The organism is Paenibacillus qinlingensis, assembly GCF_031455095.1.
GTDB classification, from domain to species: Bacteria; Bacillota; Bacilli; order Paenibacillales; family NBRC-103111; genus Paenibacillus_E; species Paenibacillus_E qinlingensis_A.
This window is the reverse complement of sequence record NZ_JAVDSB010000005.1, coordinates 296,396-323,020: the sequence shown is the minus strand read 5'-3', so window position 1 is coordinate 323,020 and position 26,625 is coordinate 296,396. Positions and strand designations below refer to the sequence as shown.

At 46.7% G+C, this 26,625-nt stretch carries 18 protein-coding genes and 1 pseudogene; 2 read left to right on the top strand and 17 right to left on the bottom strand.

Going from position 1 to position 26,625, the window contains the following annotated elements; all coding sequences use genetic code 11:
* Nucleotides 1-3 precede the first annotated feature (3 nt).
* The 3 genes from J2736_RS17185 to J2736_RS17175 all read right to left on the bottom strand — a co-directional run bounded on the left by J2736_RS17185 (nucleotide 4) and on the right by J2736_RS17175 (nucleotide 2,525).
* Complete coding sequence (locus tag J2736_RS17185; protein ID WP_310499817.1) at nucleotides 4-1,035, bottom strand: AAA family ATPase; 1,032 nt, start codon at nucleotides 1,033-1,035, stop codon at nucleotides 4-6.
* On the bottom strand, nucleotides 1,008-1,676 hold the full coding sequence (gene pnuC, locus J2736_RS17180) for a nicotinamide riboside transporter PnuC (protein WP_310499816.1): 669 nt from the start codon (nucleotides 1,674-1,676) through the stop codon (nucleotides 1,008-1,010). The genes J2736_RS17185 and pnuC overlap by 28 nt, the downstream gene beginning before the upstream one ends.
* A gap of 78 nt (nucleotides 1,677-1,754) precedes the next feature.
* Complete coding sequence (locus tag J2736_RS17175) at nucleotides 1,755-2,525, bottom strand: NUDIX domain-containing protein (RefSeq protein WP_310499815.1); 771 nt, start codon at nucleotides 2,523-2,525, stop codon at nucleotides 1,755-1,757.
* 205 nt (nucleotides 2,526-2,730) lie between these two features.
* Here J2736_RS17175 and J2736_RS17170 point away from each other — a divergent pair, with 205 nt between their 5' ends.
* Nucleotides 2,731-3,621 carry a helix-turn-helix transcriptional regulator gene (locus J2736_RS17170; RefSeq protein WP_310499814.1) on the top strand — a complete coding sequence of 297 codons (891 nt, stop codon included), beginning with the start codon at nucleotides 2,731-2,733 and terminating at the stop codon, nucleotides 3,619-3,621.
* 101 nt (nucleotides 3,622-3,722) lie between these two features.
* Here the strand turns inward: J2736_RS17170 and arfA are convergent, their stop codons facing one another.
* The 11 genes and pseudogenes from arfA to tdh form a co-directional block, all read right to left on the bottom strand.
* A complete protein-coding gene (arfA, locus tag J2736_RS17165; RefSeq protein WP_310499813.1) occupies nucleotides 3,723-5,234 on the bottom strand; it encodes an arabinosylfuranosidase ArfA in 1,512 nt (503 codons plus the stop codon).
* Nucleotides 5,235-5,303: 69 nt separating this feature from the next.
* Nucleotides 5,304-5,621, bottom strand: a complete 318-nt coding sequence (locus tag J2736_RS34370; RefSeq protein WP_463675859.1) for a galactose-binding domain-containing protein — start codon at nucleotides 5,619-5,621, stop codon at nucleotides 5,304-5,306.
* Between the two features lie 140 nt (nucleotides 5,622-5,761).
* Nucleotides 5,762-8,432: pseudogene (locus J2736_RS17160) on the bottom strand (DUF5695 domain-containing protein); the annotation flags it as partial.
* A gap of 343 nt (nucleotides 8,433-8,775) precedes the next feature.
* Nucleotides 8,776-9,645 (bottom strand): carbohydrate ABC transporter permease, encoded by an 870-nt coding sequence (locus tag J2736_RS17155; RefSeq protein WP_310499812.1) that lies wholly within the window; start codon nucleotides 9,643-9,645, stop codon nucleotides 8,776-8,778.
* Complete coding sequence (locus tag J2736_RS17150) at nucleotides 9,642-10,565, bottom strand: carbohydrate ABC transporter permease (RefSeq protein ID WP_310499811.1); 924 nt, start codon at nucleotides 10,563-10,565, stop codon at nucleotides 9,642-9,644. Before J2736_RS17150 ends, J2736_RS17155 begins: the two co-directional genes overlap by 4 nt.
* A 71-nt stretch (nucleotides 10,566-10,636) precedes the next feature.
* Nucleotides 10,637-12,046 (bottom strand): ABC transporter substrate-binding protein, encoded by a 1,410-nt coding sequence (locus J2736_RS17145; RefSeq protein ID WP_310499863.1) that lies wholly within the window; start codon nucleotides 12,044-12,046, stop codon nucleotides 10,637-10,639.
* Between the two features lie 161 nt (nucleotides 12,047-12,207).
* The gene (locus tag J2736_RS17140; protein ID WP_310499810.1) at nucleotides 12,208-14,184 is read right to left on the bottom strand and encodes a glycoside hydrolase family 127 protein; all 1,977 of its coding nucleotides are present in this window, start codon (nucleotides 14,182-14,184) and stop codon (nucleotides 12,208-12,210) included.
* A 586-nt stretch (nucleotides 14,185-14,770) separates the two neighbouring features.
* A complete protein-coding gene (locus J2736_RS17135) occupies nucleotides 14,771-15,082 on the bottom strand; it encodes a hypothetical protein (protein WP_310499809.1) in 312 nt (103 codons plus the stop codon).
* Nucleotides 15,083-15,150: 68 nt separating this feature from the next.
* Nucleotides 15,151-15,513: a hypothetical protein gene (locus tag J2736_RS17130; RefSeq protein ID WP_310499808.1), complete on the bottom strand. Its 363-nt coding sequence runs from the start codon at nucleotides 15,511-15,513 to the stop codon at nucleotides 15,151-15,153.
* Nucleotides 15,514-15,533: 20 nt separating this feature from the next.
* Nucleotides 15,534-16,709 carry a glycine C-acetyltransferase gene (locus tag J2736_RS17125; protein WP_310499807.1) on the bottom strand — a complete coding sequence of 392 codons (1,176 nt, stop codon included), beginning with the start codon at nucleotides 16,707-16,709 and terminating at the stop codon, nucleotides 15,534-15,536.
* Between the two features lie 10 nt (nucleotides 16,710-16,719).
* Nucleotides 16,720-17,760, bottom strand: a complete 1,041-nt coding sequence (gene tdh, locus J2736_RS17120) for an L-threonine 3-dehydrogenase (RefSeq protein ID WP_310499806.1) — start codon at nucleotides 17,758-17,760, stop codon at nucleotides 16,720-16,722.
* A 135-nt stretch (nucleotides 17,761-17,895) separates the two neighbouring features.
* On the opposite strand from tdh, the gene J2736_RS17115 reads away from it, so the two are divergent.
* On the top strand, nucleotides 17,896-18,456 hold the full coding sequence (locus J2736_RS17115) for a helix-turn-helix domain-containing protein (RefSeq protein WP_310499805.1): 561 nt from the start codon (nucleotides 17,896-17,898) through the stop codon (nucleotides 18,454-18,456).
* A gap of 94 nt (nucleotides 18,457-18,550) precedes the next feature.
* Here J2736_RS17115 and J2736_RS17110 read toward each other — a convergent pair whose 3' ends face one another.
* The 3 genes from J2736_RS17110 to J2736_RS17100 form a co-directional block, all read right to left on the bottom strand.
* Nucleotides 18,551-20,890, bottom strand: coding sequence for a helix-turn-helix domain-containing protein (locus tag J2736_RS17110; RefSeq protein ID WP_310499804.1), 2,340 nt, complete (start codon nucleotides 20,888-20,890; stop codon nucleotides 18,551-18,553).
* Nucleotides 20,891-20,906: 16 nt separating this feature from the next.
* Nucleotides 20,907-22,478 carry an extracellular solute-binding protein gene (locus J2736_RS17105; protein ID WP_310499803.1) on the bottom strand — a complete coding sequence of 524 codons (1,572 nt, stop codon included), beginning with the start codon at nucleotides 22,476-22,478 and terminating at the stop codon, nucleotides 20,907-20,909.
* Nucleotides 22,479-22,791: 313 nt separating this feature from the next.
* Nucleotides 22,792-26,619 carry a hypothetical protein gene (locus J2736_RS17100; protein ID WP_310499802.1) on the bottom strand — a complete coding sequence of 1,276 codons (3,828 nt, stop codon included), beginning with the start codon at nucleotides 26,617-26,619 and terminating at the stop codon, nucleotides 22,792-22,794.
* Between the last annotated feature and the right edge of the window lie 6 nt (nucleotides 26,620-26,625).

Below are 26,625 nucleotides of genomic sequence, written 5' to 3'. Positions count from 1 at the left end.
CCACTACCTGTTTGGCTTCATTATACATTCGCTCAAACTATGATATTTATGATAAGTCCTCATAATCTTACTTACTTGTACCGCTCTCTCCTCAAGAGTTCCTTGTAATAGGAAATAGGGGATTTGCCTCATTTTGAGATCAGCAATAATCTGCTTCTGGAACACAAACCGCTGCACCTCCCCCGAACGATCCCAAGTATCGTCATAGGGAATATCCGTATCGCATACAAACACCAGATCATACCGCGACGCCGCATCCACAGCCAGTTGAGTTAACCGTGGCGTAGCTGTACCGTGATAATAATGGGAAAACATATACGTTGTAATCGCATTGGTATCCACGAAGAGAACATCTCGTGCCTCCTTGATTAGAAGCTCTTCTCTTTCCAAATGCCCCTCCGCAATCTCCTCCAGCTGCTCTAACGACAATCTGCGATCTACCTGGTGCTTCTCCCAATATTCCCGTCCGTACTCCGCCATCCAACTTGTTCGCATCTGCTTCGCCATGTGAGCGGTAAGTGTGGATTTTCCTGTCGAGGGTGCGCCAAGAAATACGACCTTCGCTATCAGATCTTTATATACAACTGGACTCAGAAATTTTCTATTGTCAAAAGGATTTCCCCGCACTTGCGTGCCCGAGACCGGAAACGTGTTCCGATCTGGATCCACCTGGCGATTCACTGCCCCCAAAGCGGCGCTCATGTGATCACCATAGAACTCACTGGAATAAAAATGTGTGATCTTCCGCCCCTCCAGCTTCTGCAGGATATAGGCCTCATGCATTCTTTTAATCGCTGGCGTATCGCCGATTTCAACGGGACCGTCCCACGCTTCGATAACATGCACCTGCGGGTAAAGGGTACGAATCCAATTCGCACGCACAGGTAAAGGAATATCCGTCGTTTCTGGGCAATCGTAGATGACAAGAATGACTTCATCCATCTCTTGGATTGCAGTCTCAATCATAAATTGATGACCCGCATGCAGGGGTGCAAACTTACCTAAAGTTAAACCTGTTCTGTTGTGTTCTGACATATGAGATTCCTCCGATCCTCCATGTGTAACGCCCGTTTCCATCCAACATATCCTGCAGCAGCGATGAACAAGAAAATAAGGTATAAGAAGGCCACTGCATACAATTCTTTATACGCGTACATCGCTACCGACATCACGTCGACAGTCATCCAGATGAGCCAGTTTTCCAACACTTTGGACGAAAGCAGATACTGGGCAATAAGGCTTAACGTAGCAATGAAAGCATCCGCATAGGGAATTGAGGCGTCCGTGTATGTTTGTAGAACATAGCCCCATAACAGGGTCATTACTACCATACATACACTTAATGTAAACGTGAGTTTCCTGGTTATTTTTCTAGTCGGACGCACCTTAGTACCTTCTCTTTTCGTTAACCAAATAATCCAACCATACACACTTAATATGAAAAAGAACACCTGCAGCATCGTATCCGCATATAATTTTGCTTCCCCAAACATTACGAAGAAACAACCTACATTGACCAGTCCAATTGGCCATGACCATATGTTTTCCTTTGCTGTTAACCATACGCACAACAAGCCTGTCGTCGTCGCGATGATTTCGATTGCGGTTGATGACGTGTAGATTGCTATGGCAACCATACCAAGGAATAAGGCCACAAATGTCCATGCTTTTCTCATACATAACGCCTCCTTAAGTTTAACTCCCAGCAAATAATACTATCAATATGACATTATCAAAAGGTAAAAGAGAACCGCCTAGCTATAAATGGACAGCTGAGGCGTCAGATCCGTGAAACGATAAAGCTGTGCAGCTCTCTGCGAGTACCGATTGGAGAGTTTCGGCTCTCCGCCTCGATCCACCGCTTCTTCAATAATGCCTTTGCGGCTTTGCGTTGAGGTGATTTTGCGAATGAAGTTACTTTCCTCAAATTGCGGCACGACCGTTTGAATCACTTGGTACAGCTCACCGATGGTGAACTCTTCCGGAAGAAATTCTTTGGCAATGGTCGTCGTTAGCATCTTTTTCTGAATCTGATGCAACGCATCCGTCAATATCTCCCGATGATCAAAAGCCAACGTCAGCCCAAGCGCTTCCTCCACCGTAAATAAGTGAACATCAGACGCATCTGTATCGGCACGCCTTTCAGCCAACAATTTCTCATGAACTAAAGCATAGAAAGCGTGGGAAATGATCCATCCTCTGGGATCACGTCCAGGTTCGCTGTAGACGTTTAAATATTCCATATGAACATCCGCGACGCCCGTCTCCTCTTGGAGCTCCCTCTTAGCACAGGTGTACATACTCTCTGACTCTTGGCAAAACCCGCCAGGTAAAGCCCATTGGCCCTCGAATGGCCATTGTTTTCTTTGTATGAGCAGAACCTTTAGTTCTCTAATCGGCAGCGCCTTTTTGGTTGTGTTCTTTTCCGTTGAGGTAATGGTGAAAATAACAATATCACTCGGTGCACCGTCCGGTGTCCGATACTTATGGGAGGAGTAATTTGACTCTTTTTCGTTCGTGTCCATTGTGGCACCTGCTTTCACAGTACTAATGTCGTTTTGATATTATCATTATGACATATTAAATGGAGATGTCAAGTGGGCATCCCCCCAACTTCTTCGTATATATCGCCAAAACTTCTTCCTTTCACAGGGCACATCACGTAAAATATAACTAAGCATATCCATCACATTCACGTTGGATACAAAATCGATCTTATAGAGGTAAGCTATGAAACCAACCGTTCTTCACTTCATCGCTCCACCGATTCCTTATTTTTTAGATTGCGGAAGCGCTTACTACGATATCGGGGAAAGTCATATAAGTCGAACTAACATCGGTGCTTTCGACCTCATCGTCGTCAAGAAGGGCACTATTTTCATCGGCGAAGGTACGAATGAGTGGACGCTCCAACAGAATGATGCCATCATTCTAAGACCCGATCTTTCGCATTTTGGAACTGCTCCTTGTGAGCAACAATCCGAAATCCTTTGGATCCATTTCCATACGTATGGTGCTTGGGATGAGTACATGGATATGGATGCATGTTTAGAGAATCAAAACACTCTGATTGAGGATCACAAACAAAAGGCTTTCCTCAATCATGCTGAAGTGAATTCCATATTCATCCCCAAATATATGAAACTCAACAACAAAGCCTTAGAAATCTTAGAATATTTCTTCGATTTGGAACAGGAATCGCGCTCCCAACGCAACTGGCGGAAACAGAATACGTTTCAATTGTTTATGCAGCATATTAACCGTGAATTAATATCAACAACCGACATGACTGCGTTTCATTTAGCTGAGAAAGTCGAGCTATTTATTCGCCAGAATTATACGAAAAAAATATCCAACTCCCTCTTGCAAGAGCATCTTAATTATCATCCTAACTACATTGCCAAATGTATGTTGAAAGTGTTCGGGATGACCCCTAATGATTATTTGCTGCAATTTCGTATCGAACAATCCAAGAAGCTGTTAATTCAAACGAATTGGACTATGGCCAGAGTTGCGGAAGAGAGTGGTTTTCAGCATGCCTCCTACTTCTCACACTGCTTCTCGACCAAAGAAGGGATCTCACCATTAAATTTTCGCAAAAACTATACAGGCCATTCATGACCGTCATGCCCGATATGCGTGGACACTCGATACCCTAACGTTGGATACAAAAACAGCCAGCAACCTAGACATCTCAAGGTTACTGGCTATTTGCTTTCCTATCATTTCCGCAGTCGTATTACATTCCAAGACAAGCTTGGCAATGTCCCCCTCAGCTTATCGTCACAAATGGCAGCATCGCCACCACTATGCGGTGTAACGCGATTAGGTTGATTCATCGCATTCACGGCTTTCACATCCTTATTTTCCAATACAATGTGCTCCACCACACGGTATCCATCAAAACTGCGCAAGTCACACGTCAATACTAAGGAAGAATCCAAACTTTTATTAACTGCAAATATCGTAAGTTCTTCCTTCTCTTCCTGATGAACGGCAACCGTATCTAGGAAAGGTACGTCCGTATAGTCCTTCGTATCATATTTAGGAGCCTCTACAAACGAATGCAGCACGGTTCCTCTTCCATAAACGGATGTGTGCATGTATGGATAAAAGATCGTTTGACGCCAAGCAGGTCCACCCGTTTGTGTCATTATAGGGGCGATGACATTCACTAGTTGCGCTAAGCAGGCAATTTTCACGCGATCCGCATGTTTTAATAGCGTGATCAGCATCGTACCTACCATCAGCGCGTCTTCCAACGTATACACATCTTCAAGTTGCGGAGGTGCAAACTGCCATGGTTCCATCTTTTTATCAGATTCCAACGTATGAAACCATACATTCCACTCATCGAAGGAAAGCATCATGTTCTTCTTGCTTCTTTTTTTGGCTTTTATATAGTCACACACCGCAATGATCTCTTGTATAAAAGCTGTCATATCCAGCGATTTGGTCAAGTAATTAGCAGTATCATTGTCTGCGTTGCCATAGTAGGTATGCAAGGATAAATAATCGACATTCTCATACGTATGATCCAGCACGGTGGCTTCCCAATCCACGTAGGTTGGCATACTTCGGAAAGAACTCCCACATACCACCAACTCGATCGTCGGATCAACGAATTTCATCGCTTTCGCTGTTTCATTCGCCAATCGACCATAGTCGTCTGCCGTTTTGGCACCAATTTGCCAGGGACCATCCATCTCATTCCCTAAACACCACGTCTTAATGCCATAAGCCTCCTGATAACCATGAGCCTTTCTTAAATTACTCCAATACGAACCACCGGCATGATTGCAATACTCCACCAAGTTTCTGGCATCATCTATCCCTCTCGTACCTAAGTTAACGGCCATCATGGCTTGCGCTTTGATTTGTTTGGTCCACGCTAGGAACTCATTGGTTCCAAATAAATTAGGCTCTAGAACACGCCATGCCAGCTCCAGTTTGGCCGGTCTTCCACTAATTGGTCCGACACCATCCTCCCAGTTGTACCCAGAGACGAAGTTCCCGCCAGGATAACGAACAATAGGGACACCGATTTCTTCAATCATCTTCCTAACATCCTGCCGAAAACCTTGCTCATCTGCTGCCGGATGTTCAGGTTCATAAATGCCGCCATAAACTGCGCGTCCCAAGTGTTCGATGAAAGATCCGTACATACGCTCATCGACTTCAGCCCTTCGAAAGTCTTTATCCAACTTCATCGTCGCCTTTAATATGGTCGTCATCTCTCTCTTCCTCCTATAAAGCTGCCCTCAGATCAACGAAGATCTGAGGGGCAGCTGCTCATAACTGAATTAGGTTCCGAATACTCGCCAGGACTCAATGCCTGTAGATGTGGTCGATTTGGCCGTGATGTTGACACGGATTTTGGTCGTAGAAACAGGTGTAAATGTCGTCGTGTTGTATTGATTAGCTGCAACGCCTAGACCCAATGGACTTGCTACATTGACCCATGCTGTTCCATTCCAATACTGGATCGTGTAGGAAGCTGGTAGATCGATACCTTGGTCATCATCAAACCAATAAATCGCTGTACTGGATAATGTTTTCGCAGATGCAAAATCGTATTGAACCCATTGCGTCGTACCTGGATTATCCCAGTTTCCATACACGGAGTGCCCTCTGTCATTTGAACTTGTTGGTGCATACCCATCGTTCAGTCCTGCCAGGCTTTCCCACGAAGATACGAACGAAGTCGTCGCTGTCCCTTGCGGTGCAACATCCTGAGGACCTGACGGTGTACCTACTTGCAGTTTCACATCATACGTAGCATTCGTTCCAATGCTGAGATTCACAATCGTTTTAGCACCTGACGCAGCCGTTACGGTGCCGGCTTGCACGTTGTTCACAAGTACATTGTACGTACCTGCTGCAAGCCCCGTGAAGGTAACTTTCGTCGTGTGGGCAGCTGTTGTCATGGAATTTTTCAACGTAAAATTAACGTCATTCTTCGCTATGGCCACAATAGCTGATGTATATTGGTCACGCTCAAGCTCCATGGAGAACCTCTCCGTAATGAGATGCAATCGTTTGAACAAACCATCCTTCGGTGTGATCGTGTATTTCCCATTACTTGAGGTAACATCCGCCCCATAGCCATACAAGCCAAAGATCGGGTCAACGGCCACATCTGCACTTAGAATTTTCAAAGCACCGAACAACCCCAGATCTGCCTCTCCGCTCATCCCGCGCCAGCCATTGAATAGAGGACCGCCATCTAGACCTAGCGCGCCGTTATTTCCTTTACTTGCTTGATACGTCCAAGACACAGCACCGATATTCGCCGGATCACTACTGATTTGACCGGAATTGATCGCACTGATATTCGCTATTTTGGCCGCATAGGATAACCGCTGTTCTCTCTCAGGTGTCGTAGAATTTGAACGAATCCAGTCATCCATTGCATAGCCTGCAAGCGACGTACTGTATTGGAAATTCCACCAGTTGTCCCCCGTAATTGTTACAGGATCTGTGTAGTAATACCACACTGGCATATGACCACGTGCTGCTCTCGTTTTGGCATTGATTTTACTCTTAATGGTATTGTTATTATTCATCTTAGCCAGCATATAGACAGATTCTTCCCCTGTATTATCGTAGCTGTATTCAGAGCCATACGGATAAGCATTTGCCGAGAAATTATTGTATTTCGTTGCCATTTTGCTAATAATATCATTCGCTTGTGTTGTATAACCTTCGTCTTGCAGTGCTTTAATGATGTCTGGCGTTGTTAACTCACCCATTAACCCTGTCTCCCAGTTGTAAGCAACAGGTCCATCATACAGGGCTTTGAACACATTATAGGCACGCAGCAAATACGTATTCTTAGGATTCTTGTAAGTGACAAGATTCGGGTAAAGCTTTGCGATTTTATACATACTGAAGTACGTGTTATAAATATGCGGATACGCATAGCCCCGATAGGTAGGTGTTGTGTTCGGCTGTGCCATTAGGAAGTCGGGTACAAGATAATCGGTATGATGACCATTCATCAGATTCGTCCATACCGCCGTTTCCAAATAATTATCCACCGCTGTCACTTCTGAAGCGACTGGGTTTAAAGCATTCTTCTCAGCAAGGAATTGACCATGTGTAAGCCCCCAATCATCTCCCCAGCCCCAGTATCCTGCGAAATTGTTTCGCTTCGCTTTGGTCTGCATCATCCAGTCGTCAAACACTTTATCACGAATATCTCCAGGCACATTCCATTGTTGATTATTCACCATGAACGTCGAATGCCGCTGTAAAGCCGCATCGATAGGTTCAATAGCATAGAATTGGAGAACTGTTTTTTCTCCACTACCATACGTAACCGTTACATTGTTCTGTCCCAAATGAGTCATCGTCATCTGATATAGTTTGTGATTTGTACCCGTCGTACCTAAAGAGGTAATCGTTGTCTCAGATGGATATTGTGGCGTAACAGCCGTGATTGTTTTCGACGTGTGTAAATCAAATTTAACCGTCTGATTGGTTGGCACAATCATGCCAGGGACCACATTGAAATCAACCATTCCTTCGCTGTACAACCTGTCTTGAACGGCATACTCATCTGCAGCTTTAAAAAATTTGAAGGCATACGTTTTGCTAGCGCCTGGCGCAAGTGTCAAACTGGTGTTCGGCAAATAGCCACGACCGTTGCTTTTAATCACATTGGAGTGAATGTAGTAGACATTCAGCCCCTTCGCATAACCGCCTTGATCCGCTGCCCACATGCTGCCCGGGTGCTCCTGAACGCGCCAATTGTCTTGATACTCGAACCCCGCTCCCGTCGTCGTGTCAGGCACCATGAGCAAGGAAGGACCGATGCCGCTAGGGCGCTGCGCCACGATATAAGAGCTATTGTTACCGATAAAAGCATGTGTAATGACACGTGTTTCATAAATGGGATCATTATTGCCAGCAGTGAAAAATTCATTGAAGGGGAGCGGGAGGCCGAAATCTCCGATTTCCAACGTTTGCGTGCTCGTATTCGTAACGGTGATTCCCCATTTCAAATAATCACTCACGAGGGAATATGATTCATCCACTTTAAAGTTTTTAATACCTGCACTATTGGAAGAATTCTGATATGTAATGTTAACGGTATTGCCAGTTTGGGAGACCGTTCTACCATCCGCTGATTTACTCGATAGCGCTTGCGTCCAAGCACCCGTTCCAAGCTTGTACGTAAACATCAGCTCCCCGACCCATTGATGATCGGCCGTATTCTGATTAGGGGCATTCGTTGCATTCATGACATAGTTAGTTGGATACGTATCTCCGCCAATTTGTAGAGAAGTAATTTCGCCATTCGTGCCCGTCTGTACCGTAAAATTACTATTCGTAATGGTATTAGCCGAAGCGAGTTGCGGCACCAACAGGATGGCTGCTGCAGTAATCGTTGAAGCTGCAAACAGTTGCAAGCGTTGTGACTTCGACATCTTATTCCAATACTGACTAAGCATTTGCTTCATTAGATAGCCTCTCTTTCTCATTTTAAATTAACTCGACATCTAGCAGGGATTCTTCTTACCATTGAGCTTCAATCCTGGCTGTATCGTGCTGTCATTCTTTGCGGCGCACATCCTTTCATTCATAAAATTTGTAGCGCTTACATTTATTATCATATCTAAAATTTGTGCGATTTAATTTCATTTTTACAACCTATTTTTACAGTATATGAACTAAAGTTACCTCGAACTTTTTTTAAAAATATCAACCTAAAAACCCCCAAAAGGATTGACCTTTAAGGGGGTTTTCAAATTCGTTTCATATGGCTGAATACTAACTTTTCATACCAGTCAACGTGATTCCTTCTACAAAATACTTTTGACCGATTAGGTAGAAAATAACGCCTGGCGCAAAGGATAGGCACGTGGCTGCCATCGTCATCGACCAATCTTGCTTTAATTGACCTTTAAAATTGGTAAGCCCCAACGCTATCGTAAATTTCTCGCTTGAATTAATGTAAATCATCTGTTGGAGCAAATCATTCCATAGTCCGATGAAAATAAACAAGGCGACGACGATCATCGCAGGCTTGATTGCTGGCATAATAATGCTGAACAAAATTCGGAAGTACCCTGCGCCGTCAATCGTCGCCGCTTGGTCGAGTTCTCTCGGTATGGAGAGAATGAACTGCCTAATCAGAAAGATATTGAAAGCGCCTCCGCCACAGAAATAGGGCAAAATCAATGGCAGATAGCTGTCGTGGAGCCCAAGACCCCGTGTCCATCCGATATAGAGGGGAATGAGCGTAACCATGGCAGGCAAGAGCATAGACCCGACGCAAAGCATCCAAATCAATTGTTTGCCTCTAAACCGCAACCTCGCAAAAGCATACCCGCACAAGGTAGCCGTGAACGTCCCCCCCAAGCAGGAAGGCACGATAATGATCATCGTATTCCATAAGTACTTCCAGAATTTAAATACATTCAATGTTTTTTCATAATTAGAGAACAACCAGTTCTGCGGTATGAGAGACGGCGGATACTTGTAAATCTCGGGATTCGTCATCAGTGACGTACGGAATATCCACCAAATCGGGAAGAACACGATCAGGGCAAATCCAATGACGACTATCAGTGTAAGCACGTTCATTGTTCGTTCATTGCGTTTCTTGCTCTTATAACTGGCGTATGCGACTTCGCTCATTTATCGTCGTCTCCTTCGGAAAAGATCCACCGTTTGGACGTCTTAAACAACACGGCAGTAAAAGCGGCAAGAATGGCGAAAATAATAAAGGTCGTCGCGCAGGCATAACCCAGCTTGTAATTAACAAAAGCCTGATCATACATCAGATAAGTCATGAATCGGGAGGAATTCCCCGGACCTCCATTGGTCAGTGCAAGAGCCGGCGTAACGACTTGGAGATTGGCGATCAGACTCAGCAACAGGTTGTAAAAGATAATCGGCGTCATACAAGGCAAAGTGACATGTAGGAAGCGTTGCCATCCGTTCGCGCCATCCATTTCAGCCGCTTCATGATAGACGCTTGGAACGCTCTGAAGCCCAGCCAAGAAGATAACGATTAAATTCCCCGACAACCAGACTGCAATTAGTGAAAGTGATGGGACTACGAAATTGGAATCAGCTATAAAGAGAACTTTGTTCAACCCGATTTCCGAGAGGAGATAATTGAAGAAACCAAAGTTCGCCTCGTACAGCCAGGACCAGCCTACGTATATAGCGGCAGCAGGCAGAACAAAAGGCACATAGAATACCGCTCTGAAAAAACCTCTTGCGGGGATTTTACGGTTCAACAGCATCGCAATGAAAAGCGAATAAATCATACTCCCAGCTACGGATAAAAAGGCAAAATACAGCGTCGCGATAATGGAATCTTTAATGTAAGGATCGGTGGTAAATAGCGTGATGTAATTGCTGAAGCCGATGAATTCAGGGTTCTTCAGCCCCGTCCAATTCGTCATACTAATGCCCAACACGCCGAGAAGAGGTAGATAGGTCAGGAAGATTAATCCGAGTATTGCTGGAATCAAGCATATGTAAGCAACACGTGCCTCGCTAGTAAAAAAGCGGGAACGGCGTTGCTGAGGTTTGTTAAAGGTTTCCATATCTTGCCCCCCACCTCATATGTGAAGGATGGCCACCGCGCTCTAACATTGGCGGCCATCCTCCAGATACGTTATTTTTTTCCTTTATTGGCTGCTTTCAAAGCTTCGAGATTCTTGGTAATGGCATCCTTCGCGGTAGCTTTACCCGTCCATACATCCCCTAAAGCCGATCCTAGCAAGGTGTTAAAATCCGTCGTATGATTCGTAAAGAACCAAGAAGCTGGTCTTGCTGCTGATGATTGCGCATAATCGACGACAGCGGACTTGTATTCGGCATACGGAGGGAAGTTCTTGTTATCGACCCACTTATGTGTAAGTGTTTCATCTGTATACCATTTCTTCAGTGTTGGCATCCAAATACCGGATGAGATCAGTCCCCAGTTGTTCTCTTCAGCTGTGTACCATTTCAACCATTCCATCGCTTCTTTCGGATGCTTGGTTTGGGAGAATACGACATTGGCACCGCCCGTGTTGAGGGTAACTTTTTCCTTCATGTAAGGCAATACGGCAACACCATATTTCAATCCTGCTTCCTTGGCTGCATTCAAGCTAGTTCCGATGTTCCATTGGCCGTTCGTGGCCATGGCGACCGTTCCCGCGATGATCGTACGCTGAATGCCATCATCCGTCTGTCCAACCGACAACGGAGCAACTTTGTCTTTCAAGTACAGATCCGCGACTTTCTGAATCGCTTCCATACTAGCGTCTTCCCCGATTCTCACCGCTGTACCATCATTGTTATAGAAGCCGCCGCCATTGCTGAGCGCCCAGGTTTCCAATTGCCATGCCAGATTTTCGACGGATGCGCCGTACTGAACGATACTCTGCGGATTAAATCCAGCCTCGTCAGCATGTTTGCCACTCTTGTCGACTGTCAGCTTTTTGGCTGCTGCAACGAATTGGTCCCATGTCCATGCTTTATCTAGAACGTTTGGCGGATAAGGTACTTTCGCTTTATCGAACATGTCTTTGTTGTAATAAAGGAGTAGAATTTCATTGGCAGCGGCATAGGCTACCGTTTTGCCTTGATATTTATAAGCCAAGCTATCTAGAGGCTTGCTGTCACTTCCCGCGTACATCTCACTAACATCTTTGAGCATACCATCGGAGGACCACTGGATGACGGCATCCTCTTTTAATATCCCTGTATCCGGTAATTGACCTGCCGTTGCCTGCGTGTTTAGTTTCGTCATGTAGCTTTCCCAAGGAATCGCTTGCACTTTGACTTCGATTCTGTTTTGAGAAGCGTTGAACTTATCCGCTGCTTTTTGGGTTTCGTTTCCTTCAGCCTCGCTTCCCCACATCGAATAAGTAATTTTAACCTTCTCCGTGGAAGGAGCTGCCGTTTTCTCTGGTGCTTTTGTAGCTGTTTCACCCGCAGGCGATGCGCTTGGTTTATCCGTATTCGTATTTGTGGAGCATCCAGCGACCAAACTTAAAATTAATACCATAGACACGCTAAACATGAATTCTTTTTTCATTGTTTTCACATTAACCCCTCCATCATATATAATTCAACGTCAATCCTTAATTCCTCCCGCCTTGGCAGGGAATATTTCGTCTGTCTATAAGGACTGCTATCGAGTCGTCTGCTCCCTTCCCTCCTTGACCAGAGTCCACCATTGACATCTATCCTTGCACCTCATGAGGGTAAAACCGTATTTTCTCTGATCCACACTCGCATTTCACCACTTCCACGATTCGCCCAAGCAAAGTAAGGGATAAATCGGGCTGTCGTCTGTTCTAGATGATCCTCGCCTTTCACTCGGTACAGTCGATCCTTCCAGCCCTCGTCTCCAATTCGATAAGCCGTTAAGTCAATGGTGAGCAATCCGCCTAACAAGTTTTCGTCGAAGCTAACTTGACTGTTAAAGCCCGGATGGAGGATCAGCTTATGCAGCCCTTTGCCATTATCGGCTTCTTCCAAGCAGTACACCATCGGCCCCCGCTGAATGGCGACCATGCCGATAGTCTCGCGAATATCCGGATTGCCTTTCATTGGGCTGACCTTCATCGGTAGAACTAACTCGACGATATCGTCTGCGTTCCATGTCCGTTCCAGATGCAGATATCCGTTAATTAGGCGCATATGGGATTCCGCTACCGGTTGCCCGTTCACCTTGACCTCCCAAGACCCACACCAGCTTGGTATCCGCAGAGCTAAGGAGAAGGTTTTGGGCGCATCCATCGTTAGCTTGAATGTGATGTTACCGTTCCAAGGCAGCTCGGAATGCTGGGTAATCCCAACAGCGCCGCCATCCACATCCACCGTAACTTCACTCCCAATATATAAGTGAGCATATAAGGCACGCCCATGGAACGAGTAGATATAGTTGCCAAGAGAGGCAAGCAGCCTAGCGATATTCGGCGGGCAGCAAGCGCAGCCGAACCATCGTTGTCTTTCCATCTTCACGTGATCAAAATTACGATTCTTACCACTAGCTTCTGGCCAAGCTTCCAACGGGTTCACGTAGAAGAAGTGTTGTCCGTCGCGAGACATTCCACCGATAACGGTGTTATAAAGCGCTCTCTCTAAGACATCCGCGTATTCACTTCTCAGCTCGATCTGCAGCATGCGCTGGGCGAAAAAGATGAGACCGATCGATGCGCATGTCTCAGCGTAAGCCGTATCGTTCGGCAAATCGTAATCGAGCGTAAATGATTCGCCGTATGACATCGAGCCAATCGATCCTGTAATGTACATCCGCTTATTCACGATGTTCTGCCAGAGTGCCCGGCATGCCTTCAACAAATCCTCATCTCCGGTCGCTGCCGCGACGTCGGCCATACCTGTGCACATATATACGACCCGCACCGCGTGACCTTCAGCCGTCTCCTGCATGCGAATCGGGATGTGCGCTTGGCTGTAAGATTTGTCCTTGGCTATCTTCAGCGCTTGGAAATGAGTCTCGCCATTCCGGCGTTCGAACTCTACATCGTAGAAGTGGGGACTCTGCCCTCTCTCGTCCAAGAAGAACTTCGCCAGCTTCATATATCGCTCGTTAGAGGTGGCTCTGTAGAGCTTCATAAGCGCCAGCTCAATTTCTTGGTGCCCATCATAACCTTTGATCTTGCCATCTTCTGGCCCGAACGTCGCATCGATGCAGTCAGCCAATTTGCAAGCCACTTCTAAAATCTTGCCCTTCCCCGTTGCCTTCTCATAGGCGACTGCTGCTTCGATCAGATGTCCCGCACAGTAGAGCTCGTGGCACTCCGCGAGATTCGTCCATCTGCCTGCCTTTTCTTTCAGTGTAAAATACGTATTTACGTATCCGTCTGCGTGCTGCGCCTTAGCGATCAGATCGACGACTTCGTCCGCTACTTTTTCTAAATCTGGATCAGGCATTTGCTCCAAAAGATAACCAACGGCTTCGAGCCACTTGGCCACGTCACTATCTTGAAATACCATTCCGTAGAAGTCGCCCTGCTCCAATCCAGCAGCGATTCTAAAATTCTGGATGGCATGACTCGGCTCGTTGCCTTCGATTCGATCATTCAATGCCTCCCACTGGTAAGGTACGACAACATCGCGAATCAATGAAATATAAGGGGACCAGAAGTTATCCTGGATGATCACGTTCTTTAATTGAACAGGTGTTGAGGTAGATATCATACTCATCAGGTGCGCCCCTTTATTTAATTTTCACTTTCTACAAATGAAAGCGTTATCCTTATAATACATGTGATGGCCTAGGATTAATTGAAGATTTACAACCACTTTTTTAAAAATTACAACCAATGGAAAATATAAAAATTACTCAAATGACCTCACCAATCTTACCTTCCATCTGGTCAACGGCGAGCGCCTTACACCAAAATGTGCAGCCCTTACGGGAGCGCTCCTCGGCCTTTCGAGCTCCCTAAGTCGATTTTTTCGACTTAGGGGGGCGCTACTCGGCCTTTCGAGCTCACTAAGTCGATTTTTTCGACTTACGGGAGCGCTGATCGGCCTTTCCAGCTCCCTAAGTCGATTTTTTCGACTTACGGGGGCGCTGATCGGCCTTTCGTGCTCCCTAAGTCGATTTCTTCGACTTACGGGAGCTCTGCCCGGTCTTTCCAGCTCCCTAAGTCGATTTTTTCGACTTACGGGGGCACTCCTCGGCCTTTCGAGCTCCCTAAGTCGATTTTTTCGACTTACGGGAGCACTCCCCGGCCTTCGAAATAAAAAAGACTCGACCCCTACACAGCTAGGGTCGAGTCACTCCTCAATCGTATTTTTCTTCATCTTCACGTTCTACACCGTCTAATATCAATTCTAATTCCGTCTCCAAATTCAAATGCAGCGGAGCAGGCAATACGTCGAATATTTCTTGGATCATCGCCATTTCAAGCATTTCATCTAGCGTAAGAGGCATGGGATCTAGACGGAGTGCCCAATCGCGGACGGCATCAATGAATACATAGAACGAAGACTGAAATTGATCAGCCACAGCTTCTTTCTCATCGCTTTGATAAGCGGTCATGGTCTGCCAGTTATGCAGCATAGTATCTAAAGTTTGTTTCACTTTGGAATCCATCGGGTGCTCCTTTGTTAACGCGTTGCGGATTGTATACTCCCGATTATATGAGATTTTACTGTTTTTTGCTAACAAGGCTGTAACGATTTGTGTCCTTCTTGAAATAAATAGGATTCATGCCCTTGAGAACGTTTCTTCCAAACGCTAGTCATCACTTGCTGCTCTTCCCAATCAACTAGACGAATTTCGTACAGCTCAATGGATTCATCTATTTCGGCATACAGGACTGCGAGGCTCTGAGCTTCAAGATGGAAGGGCAACATAGCTGGCTCATCTGCCCCCATCCGCAACGTAACACGTGAAGGGGTCGCACAAGTCGACCAATCCCACACCTCAACGACGACCTTCTGGGCATCATGTCTCTCCATATTCATAAGATGAATGACGGCCGTTACTGCAAACGGCGCTCTATTCAACACGCCAGTGGACATTACGACTTTGTGGCACGGCATCAAATCAACCCGAACTCCCTGCCAACCTTCTCTAACGTAGCTAAGGCAAAAGCAAGATCCGCCTCCGTATGCTGCGCCGTCACGATCAGGCGAACGCGGCCTTTGTCCATGGCAACCGTCGGATAAACGATCCCCTGCGCGAAGATCCCCTCCTCCAGCAGTCGGTCTGAAAAGCGCATCGTCTGAGCCGGATCGCCGACAATGATTGGGATAATCGGCGTTTCACTTGCTCCTGTATCGAAACCTAAGCGCTGCAAGCTCGCCCGGAAGCCATTGGCATTGTCCCAAAGCTTCGCGACAAGGTCGGGACTCTCCTTCAGCACTCGGATAGCTGCCAGGCAAGTCGCAGCAACCGCTGGCGTTTGTGAAGTGCTGAACAGGAACGGCCTCGCTGTGTGAATCATATAATCCTTCAGCAGCTGAGCCCCTGCCACATAGCCGCCTACAGCACCGATGGCTTTAGACAAGGTGCCGATCTGAATGTGCACACGCCCATGCAGACCAAAATGATCGGTCGAGCCCTTCCCGTTTTTGCCCAAAACACCACTCGCATGCGCATCATCCACATACACAATGGCATCATAAGTTTCGGCCAAATGAACGATGTCCGGAAGCGGAGCAATATCCCCATCCATGCTGAACACACCGTCGGTAACGATGACGCGTTTCCTGTGGTGCTGCGTTTCTTTCAAAACTGCTTCAAGCTGATTCATATCCTTATGCGCAAAAATTTTACGGCTCGCCTTGGTTAGCCGGATACCATCAATGATGCTGGCGTGATTCAATTCATCGCTGATGACGACGTCATCCGCACCTAGAATCGCGGACAGCGCGCCCTGATTCGTTGTAAAGCCGGATTGGAACACAAGCGCTGCTTCCGTGCCTTTGAAGGAGGCTAATTCCATCTCAAGCTCATCATGGATATCAAGCGTGCCCGTAATCGTCCGTACAGAGCCACTGCCAACGCCATACTTCTCAATAGCAGCAATTGCTGCTTCTTTTAGCTTCGGATGATGGGTAAGTCCTAAGTAATTATTCGATGAGAGCTGGAGAATCCGTCGGCCCTTTAAATGCATCCACGTATCGGAACCGCTCTCCCACACTTTTATCTGACGGTATCTTCCGTCCTGTTTTAATTTCTCGATATCCGTTGCCAAATCAGTTAAATAGCTCATAGGATCCTCCTTAGTGAATGAATACAATTTTGCCGCATTGTCCAGACGCCATTAGTTGAAACGCTTCCTCGTATTGATCAAGTGTAAATCGATGCGTAATGACGGATGCAAGATCGATTCGCTTTTGATTTAATAGCCCTTTGATTTGATACCAGGTTTGGTACATTCTCCGCCCCGTAATCCCTTCTACCTTCAGCCCTTTGAAAATAATATGATTCGTAACGTCAATACTGACTTCATTGGTCGGAATGCCGAGTAGGGACACTCTTCCCGCATTCGCCGCAGCTTCAAATCCGTCCACAATCGCCTTCGGGCTCCCGGACATTTCCAGTACGACTTCGATGCCCTCCCCATCGGTAAAAGCACGCAAAGCCTGCGAAGTCGAAGTTTCCAACGCGTTAACAACGTCGTCCGCGCCCATGTCCAGCGCCATTTGCAAACGATTCGGATTAATATCCACCGCATACACAGCTCCAGCTCCACAAGCTTTAGCCACCTTGATTGCGAGAAGTCCAATCGGTCCTACGCCGATAATGGCCACTGTTTTGCCTACAATATCCCCCGACAAAACGGTTTGCACGGCATTCCCCAACGGGTCCTGCAGACAGGCGATTTCAAAGGGCAGCGCTGGATCATTTTGAATAATATTACTAGCCTTCACTACGGCATACTCAGCAAAACAACCCGGTGCCGTTATGCCAAAGCTCTTCGTATTTTTGCATACATGGGCATTTCCAGTTCGGCACGCTTTGCACGTTCCACAAACCATATGCCCTTCTGCGGAAACATGGTCACCAATCCCAACACCAGTTACCCTTTCCCCTACTTGGGCAACGATACCAGCAAACTCATGGCCGAACACATTCGGGGTTAGTACCGTTTTGTCTGCCCAGGCATCCCATTTGTAGATATGCACATCTGTTCCACAGATCGAGGTTGCTTTAACCTGAATGAGCACTTCATCAGCACCACACGTCGGAACAGGTACTTCTTTCAAGCTGGCCCCTGGTCCACGATGCTCTTTCACCAATCCCATCATCGTCGCCTGCATGTTCATCACCCTCATCTTTGTCCAATATATTATACGTTCGTGCGTTATTTTATGTTTATGATATTACACGAATGTATGTTATATTGTAAATAGGCATTTTTTGATCGTGGTTTAGACCCAGAAGGAGTGACTGAAATGAACGAACCCATACATAAATTAGTAGGCAGGAAGCTTTTGACTATTCGTAAAACGAGGGGCTTAAGCTTAGACCAAGTGGCTGAACTAACAGGTGTCAGCAAGGCTATGCTGGGGCAAATTGAGCGCGGCGATTCGAATCCAACGATTTCGGTGCTTTGGAAAATTGTGAATGGCCTGCAGATTTCATTTACCAGCTTAATTGAAGATGACGAGCCAACGGTCACGGTTATCCGCGCAGCGGAGCTCACCGCTTTTGAGGAAGAGGACGGGCAGTACAAAGCCTTTCCATTGTTCCCTTTTCATCCGCAGAAAAGCTTTGAAGTGTACACGGTGGAGATGGCGTCCGGCTGCATTCACGTCTCTGAACCGCATAATGATGGCGTTGAGGAGTACATCCTGATGGTGTCCGGTGAACTGCAGCTCACGCTGGCTGACGAACGCTATCTCCTTGGCGCTGGGGATGCCCTGCACTTCACTGCCGATCGGACACATACGTATACGAACATGTCGGATTCGACAGCCGTGTACAAGACATTAATTTATTATCCGTCGTCCTAGTCGGATAATAGAAAGAACGCAAGCAGCTTGTATGGGCCGCTCGCGTTCTTTTATTTATTTTGCAGACTACAATGTTTGGGGGAGACCAGCGTGGTCACGCATGGATTCGCAACAGCTCTGAGCGATACTCCCCGGGCGTCTTACCGGTCTCCATTTTAAACGCTTTTGTAAATGACTGAACCGTCAAGTAACCTACTTGATCTGCAATCTCCTGGATCTTCAGGCGCTGGTCGCCAAGAAGCGTTTTGGCTGCTGCAAGCCGGCGTTCCGATACGCGGTCCTTAATCGTCATACCGGTTTCGTCCTTATAGATTTTACGCATATGCGAAGTGCTAATGGCAAAAATTTCGCTCAAGCGTTCGATCGTTAAGTCATCCGCAAGATGCGCGTCAATATAGGCTGTAATGCCATCCGCTAATTCCTGATTTTTTAGTGATCGTTTCTGCTCCAGCTGATCAAGTACGAGCTCATACAGCGACTGCATGTATCCGACCATGCTTTGCATCGTTTCCTTCTCTAATAAATCAGTATGCCTCAACTGCTGAATAACCGGCTGAAAGCCGAGATTGGCATCAATTTCGTAAACACAGCGCAGCGACGAGGAGAACAACTGCAGGAAGTAATGCCGAACAACCTCGATTTGCCTCGCATGGTGCTCAACCATATGAGCTTCAAACTCATGTAAGGCAGCTGTGACCCCTTCCCGGTTACCCGTCTTGAAATGCGTTAGTAATTGCTTCTCAAGACCCAGTGGATACATGACAATTCCCGCTTCCGGCCGGACAGCTTCATAATAAATGACCGTATTGCCGCCATACACGAGTTTCTGTCGTAAAGCCGAGCCCGCTTCCTGATAGCAATCACTAAGCTCCTCAATGGACGTGTGCAAGGCACTTACACCAATCGTGAAAGTCATCGTTGACTCCTTGCGCAGTAACACCAAAAGCTGGCGCAGCCAAGTGCGCAGGCTGTCAGGAAGCAGTTCCGATTCGTTCTCTTCTTTGCCTAAATGGAGGACAAGCACCATTTCATTCGGCTCCGCTTCTACCAGATAGCCTTGATACCCTTGCTGTCCAAAAGCCTCTTCTTGCAGTCCTTCGGACAACTGCAAAAGCCGCGTATTCCGCTCAGATTCGTGAACCTCTTGTGAGAATTTCGTGTACTGATCCATAGAGACGAGTACAACTACGAAATCCCCTCTCTCAGGCAGATTTAGGCCATAGTAAGCCAGACGTTCCATCGTCTGCGTCGATATCTGCTCGTCACCGCAAACCAGTCGCTGTAGAAATTTGTTCCTGCTCTGTACCTCATAGTCCTTCAGCAGGGTCGTTAAATCCCGGTTCTGATCCATCAGACGGCTTACGTTGCGTTCTATCTGAACGATCTCTTTGGCATGTTCAGCCTTCCTATCGTCGGGTTTTTGATCCGTGCCACGCATCATAATTAACAGCCGGTTCATCGGGTTTACAATTCTTTTGGACAGCAGCAGCGAACCGATCAGACTGAGTACTACCGCCATCACACTGATGATAACCGTCATCCGGCTCCATAAGTGAAGACTGTGAGTCACCACGGACTTCGGAATCATGTACGTATACACCCAGCCGCTCGTTACAGATGTAACATAGCAAACCAACGTGTCTATCCCGCGAACTTGGGTCATCAAGCTGCCTGATGACCCATTAAATTGGGAAATATCCAAGTCGCTAAGGAGTTGACTGTTATCGAACATCCCCTCTTCTGCTGCTTTCTGCGAAAGAATATGTCCTTCCTGGTCCGTTACAATCAATTGAACATCGGGATTCGTATTCAATGACTGCATAATCTGGGCCAAGTAGTCTCCTTTGATGTTAATCACCACATAAGCAGATGGCGTACCTGCATGAATGATGGGCAGCGTCTTGACCATGGAGATGACGGTTTCTTCTTTGGCTGAAGAAATTCCTGGCAAAGCTCGCGTACGGACGAGCGATTTGCTCGGTGTCTGCCCTGCCATCGAGCGGATGAAATCCTTATCCTGAAAACCGCTGAGCGGCACAGCCCCCTGAAGCGAGGACAGAATTAACTGCGAGCTGGTATAGTAAATGGAAACGGAGTGAATGTAGTCACTGGATAAGACAACATTCTCGAGACGCTGCCTCAGCTGCAGCTGCATGTAGATATCGGCTTGCTCATAATAATCCATATAATGAAGAAAGGATGAATCTAAGAATACTGATTCCATGGCCTTGTCGACTTCAGCAAGGACAATTTCCTGCCCATTCTTAAGTAGCTGAAGCGTATTACTGCTGTTCTGGATCGCATCCCTCCAAAGTAAGGACGAGGATGAATAATACAATGCCCCGCCAGAAATTGCCGCCACTAACAATGAAAGCACTAGAAAATAGTTGAAGTACTCAAATAAGCTGCTCTTCATGAACCGTTTTTCTTTCATTATTACTGCCCCCACACTAGATACCTGGGCTCACATTGCCCGATCTCAGCTCGTTATATGTTTTTATTTTGGATTCAAGCAAGGCTTTGCCGCCTTTCTTTTTCCATGTAGCCACATATTCCTCCCATTTGGACAACGGCTCCTTACCCGTAACAAACTTGATAAACATCTCCTCTTCGTACTTGGCTACATCGGGGCCGTATGATTTTTGTTCATCGGTCAGTGGAATCCCATAAAAGACATCCTGATACAAGGTATACTGAGCTGCCTTCTCTAAAAATCGGTTATTATCAAGTTGTACTGGATCCTTGGATGTTGCGCTCACTTTCTCTACGAGTTCCTGTCTCGAAATAATCTGGCTCAGCGGGTCTAACCATCTCTCGTCGAATGCCTTTTGTCCTGCTTGCGTCCGTGCTTCTGTAATGTCGCGAAAATGCTCACCCTTGATCCCGTAATGACTAAGCTCCCAACCCTCGTCAGTCGACATATAATTGAGGAACCGCAGGACAGCTTCCGGACTTTTTGTCTTGGACGAAATGGCTATCACTCCGCCTAGATTTCCGAAGGACAACATACCACTTTTGCCATCTGGCCCTTTTATGCCCGGAAAGATCGGCTCCCAGCGCGCATTTGGCACAATTTCATTCATTTTAAGCTGCTGAACCAGCGTCTGTGGAGCGATGGACCACCAAGCATTGAAATAACCAATTTTCCCTTGTGCCACCTTTTGTATCGCCTGATCAGACTTGATCGTAAACATCTCAGGATCGATGACTTTGGCATCCCATAGATTCTTGATATAACCCAAAGCAGCCTTATATTCGAGAGAAATAGCAACGGGGGATATCTTGTTTTCCTTCAGATAACTGTTCATCGGCACACTGTTGGCAAACATCCCGGGCGAAATACCAAATGCCCCAAAAATTGGCATAAAGCTTTCCGCATACGTGTTAGCGTTACCTATACCATACGTATCATCCTTGCCATTTTTATCAGGATCACTCTTAGTAAACGCTTTCAGCATTTGCTCAAATTCATCCAAATTGGTGGGCATCTTCATATTCAGGACATCCAGCCAATCCTTGCGGACTACCGGAACCTCTTTGCCTGGCGCATTCTCATAAGGAATAACGTACTGCTTACCTTTGTGCTTCGTCAACTCCCACAGCTCAGGCTTCAGATTCTTCAGCAGGTTAGGCGCGTATTGGTTTAAATAGGGAGTCAAATCTAGGAACAAGCCTTGATCCACAAATTTTTGGTAGTCGAACGAGCCCAGCCTGCTCATATCTGGAATTTCTCCAGAAGCGGCAAGTGCGTTGTATTTACTGTTGAAATCATTATTGGGCAGCATATTAACGTTGAGCTTTACTTGCGCCTTCTTCTCTATTTCTTTGGTAACTGGATTATCATCTCTCCAAACCCTGCCTCCATCTGGCTGTATGAGCGAAAGCGTCACTGGAGAAGCCGATGCCTGACCGCTAGCCGGCGGATTCTTGGTTTCTGTGCTGCTGCAGGCTGTGGCCAGAGCTGCGGCCAACGAAACCATACCTAGCAAAGCGATTACACGCTTAGTTGAATTGGTTTTCATTAATCGTCATCTCCCCCTTTTGTCCTGTTTGGTTTATTATAAGCCAAATCTGTCTAGGATCACAGACTTTCCCATTCTCAAAAACTGCACCACGATTCAAAGTAAAACTTTGTACCCCTATTTTTTCACGAAAGCGATTACATATATAGATGACAATGTGCTTTTTTGTGCCCGTACTGCCGATTCGTCAGTTTGGATAAAAAAAAGCGATTCTTTTCATTGAAAATAAAAATACTTGCCTGACCTCCGGATATGCCGAAAGTCTGGCAAGTATAGTTTAACTCATTGCGTAGACCGTGCCTGTTTGTTCCTCTTACTTCGTGACTTTCACAGTTAACATATCACTGGAGATCACGCCTGCGGCGTTGAACAGTTCGACGCGATACTGATACACACCATTTGTGCGGCCGGAAATGGCTGTAACTGCCCTTTGAGCATGAGGAGAATTGGCTTGCAAGCTATGGTTATCAATCATCACACCATTCTCATAGAGGCGATACCCTGTCGCGTTGGTACCCCACCACATGTTCATTGTAATTGTATAGTTGCCATCTCCATCCCAGTTATCCTGCGATAAAACAGGTTTACCTGGTGACACATCTGTGACTGTGACAACAAGAGGATGACTGGTTGTTGTACCAAATTTATTGATAAGTTGACTGGTGTAGGTGTAAGTGCCGTTGGGTTTATTAGATACTCCCACTTTGACGAGTTGTGCCGATTGGGAAGCATCCGATAGTGTTTTCATATTAATGAGAACACCATTTTCGTACAGTTTGAACAATGTACCATTATTGCCATACCACATGTTCATCGTAATTGTGTAGTTGCCATCTTTTAAACCAGAATAACCGTTGTCGGAGGATAAAACAGGTATACCTGGAGCTCCGTTGGATAATGGTTTTACGGTATTTGCAATCACGCTCACACTGGATTTAACGGACATCAGTCGTCCGATCGCATCGAAGGCTTTTAGTTTCACGCTGTGAGTGCCAGGGGCTAGCACCGTAGAGGCCGTAAGGGTTTGGCCGTTCATCAAGTAAGGAACTACTGCTCCATCCACCAGAAGCTCAGCACTACCCGCTGCAATAGGAATCTCGCCTTGCACCAAATCGGCGGAAATCGTCACGTTTCCTGCGACAAGTTCCTGATTATTTGCAGGAACCAAATTGACGATTTTACTGTACAGACCTGTGTCAGGCTGGGTATAGATGCCGACATTCCGCAGCTTGAACGAAACATCGGTTGCCGTCCTGGAATTTATCCCGATACTGAACCTAGTGATCTGATCGGAATCGAGATGGAAATTATCATCTGGCGTTCCAAACGCCGCAAAATCCGACCAAGGTAATTTGACTTGCTGCCAGCCGCCTACAGGTGTAACCCCCGTTCCAGTGAAATAGCCGGAACCATTGCTTTCATAGATAAAGCTTCGAACAACCACGCCTTCGATCGGAGCTGGGAAGTACACATCAAAGGTCACCCCTTCTGATCCAGCGAATGTCACATTTTGAGGTACAAAAAAATTAGGATATGTCCACTTATCCCCACTGCCGAAGAGATAGTTGAACTGGATCTCCCCAGGAGATGGTGAAGTCACCGTGGCGGTGGAGCCTGGCGAAATATTCTCCCCCCACTGGGCAGGATTATCATAATCCGGTAGGAGCAGACTTGGCGTTACTGCCTTGTTTTCATTCGAGGCAATCATCGTCACCGACTTGGAAGTAGCCTCCCCGCTGAATGTACCCTGGAATATGACCGGGAACTTCACATCTGCCGCTATTTCCTGGCTTCCTGTCAGGGTAAAGGTCAATGTCGCTTTGGAATACGGAGCAACCGTTACCGTTCGGGAAGGCGACACTAAGCTCCATCCGCCATTTACGGAACCATTGACTGTCCCACTCATTGCTGACGAGTTAAAATTATAAACATCCACCTGAATGTCTGTTGCTGTGTTCTTATCTAGCAGATACCCCTTGGACTTAGCTTTAGCAGCTGTAGCTTCGGGATACTTCTGCGTGATGACCATCCGGTCCGCTGTTGAAAGTTCAGCAGCTTTAGGCACAGGTGCTGCAAACACGGACGTGGTCAAGTTTTGAATGCTGCCGGCAATCCGCAAATAATGGATGTCTGGACCCGACGTCAGCGGATAACTGCCGTTTGTGGATGTCAGCTGCTGCTCTTTCCCCATAATGTCTGTCAATAACGCTGTGCCGGTACCTGTAGTCACGTTCAGAGGTGTCGTATGCTCGCTCCAATAGGCAACAACACTGTCCGTTCCGTCCTTGAACACATAATTCGCCACTCCGTCAGGCAATCCAGTTAGCTTGCCTAGATAAACGGCTTCACCTAGCGCATGCGTCATCGCAGCTTCCGCATTCACAGCAGCGTATGGCGTTCCTCTGGAAGTGAAGCTGCCATAGTTCCCAATGGTTTCCTGATAATTCGGAAACACGAACCAGAAATGCTTATCCACACCAGAAGCGATAGATTGAATCGTGGAGGTGGTCAAGTATCGTGCCTGCGTCCGCAACTGCTCACCGTACAGTGTCTGTGTGCTGTCGGAGAACGTTTGGGCTACCCCTGCTTCTGTCACATAAATAGGTTTCGTATCCAGGTCGTAGCCTTGAATAAACTCCGTATGTGCCGCGAAGGAAGGTGGCATATCCAATATCTTCTGACTCGCACTATCGCTACGGTGACCATGATAGTTATAAATGTCCATATAAGGAGCGACATCGTTCTCCATGAGAAGCTCTGTATATCCCCCTGGCGGATAGGCGATCCCTCCCAGTGCTACCCGAGTGCCTGACCCCGAATCCCTCGCTGCGATCGTAGTCGCCTTCAGGAATGCGGCATATTGATCGGCTGGCTCGCTGTCGGTCGTATAGCTGATATCCGGTTCATTCCAAAACTCCCAATCCGACTGAGCCCCATAATGCGTAGCGCTTGTTTTGGCTAGTTGATAGGCATCCAGCAGGTTGCGCGGCAGGTTTTTGCCTGTATCCTTCGCCCATGTCGGAGCGATATGGTTTAACTCCAGGACTCGAATGCCGTTAGCCGCATAGGCGCTGTTGTAAGGATCATATTTACTAAAATCGTAGGTGCCACTTGCGCTGCTAATGGAATTCCAGTGCATTCGTTCCCGCACGTAATCGACTCCGGTCAGCCTGACCGCCCGAGCGTAATTCGCCGCTTGGTCGACAGGAATCAGAGAACCTCCCGCCACATCCAGGGCAAAGGGGTTATTGCTTGTATGGCGATCAGAAGCATTCATCACGACAGAGAAATAGTCGATGATTGGTTTGCCATTCTGATCTGCCTCCGCTTTTATTGTATAATGGCCCCGTTGCAGTTGCGGCAACGTAACCTTATAAGATGGCGCATACACGTCCATCGTTACGCTATTTTGAACAACGACACTCCCATCATAATCTTCCACCTTATATGCAACGACATGCCCCTTGCTGGCGGTATCGGTAAATTCGATGGATAACTCCTTCACGTCACTTTCTTCAAAAAGGTTGTTAGGTGCATTGGTTGTGATCTTGTTCAGTCCCCACGGGAGCTTCGTAAATTGCATATAATCAAGGTAAAAATAGATGCGCCCGTCCTGTGCTCTCCCGTTCGGGATGCGGAAGGAGATTGTATTGCTACCGGCTTTAAGCGTCACCGGACCTAGATTGAACTTATGGAGCACATTCGCCGGCGTATCAATTTGCCCAATTTTAGTGGCTAAAGTGCTATTTACAGTAACATAATTGCCGTCATTAATTTTCATTTCATAAGGTGGGAAAGAGGTCAAGTTAATCGGGCTCGACATGATCTCCATCCCATAAATACCGGGAACGGAAACGGTCACTTGATAGTCAACTTTGTAATTTGACACGGGGACACCACTTAAGCTTTTGATATACAAAAAGTCACCATTGCTCAGCGTGCTCCGAGGGATATTCAAATAATTTTCTTTTGTCCCTGTTATCTCGTTTCCAACTTTGGCGGTATAATTCTCCCCCTCAACTCTAACAACAATTTGTTCTGGGCTTGTCACTGTTTCACCCGAAGCAAACGCTGGAACTGCTTGAAGAATAAGCATGAATACAAATAGATATGACAATATCAATGACAAACGTTTTTTCACAGATCT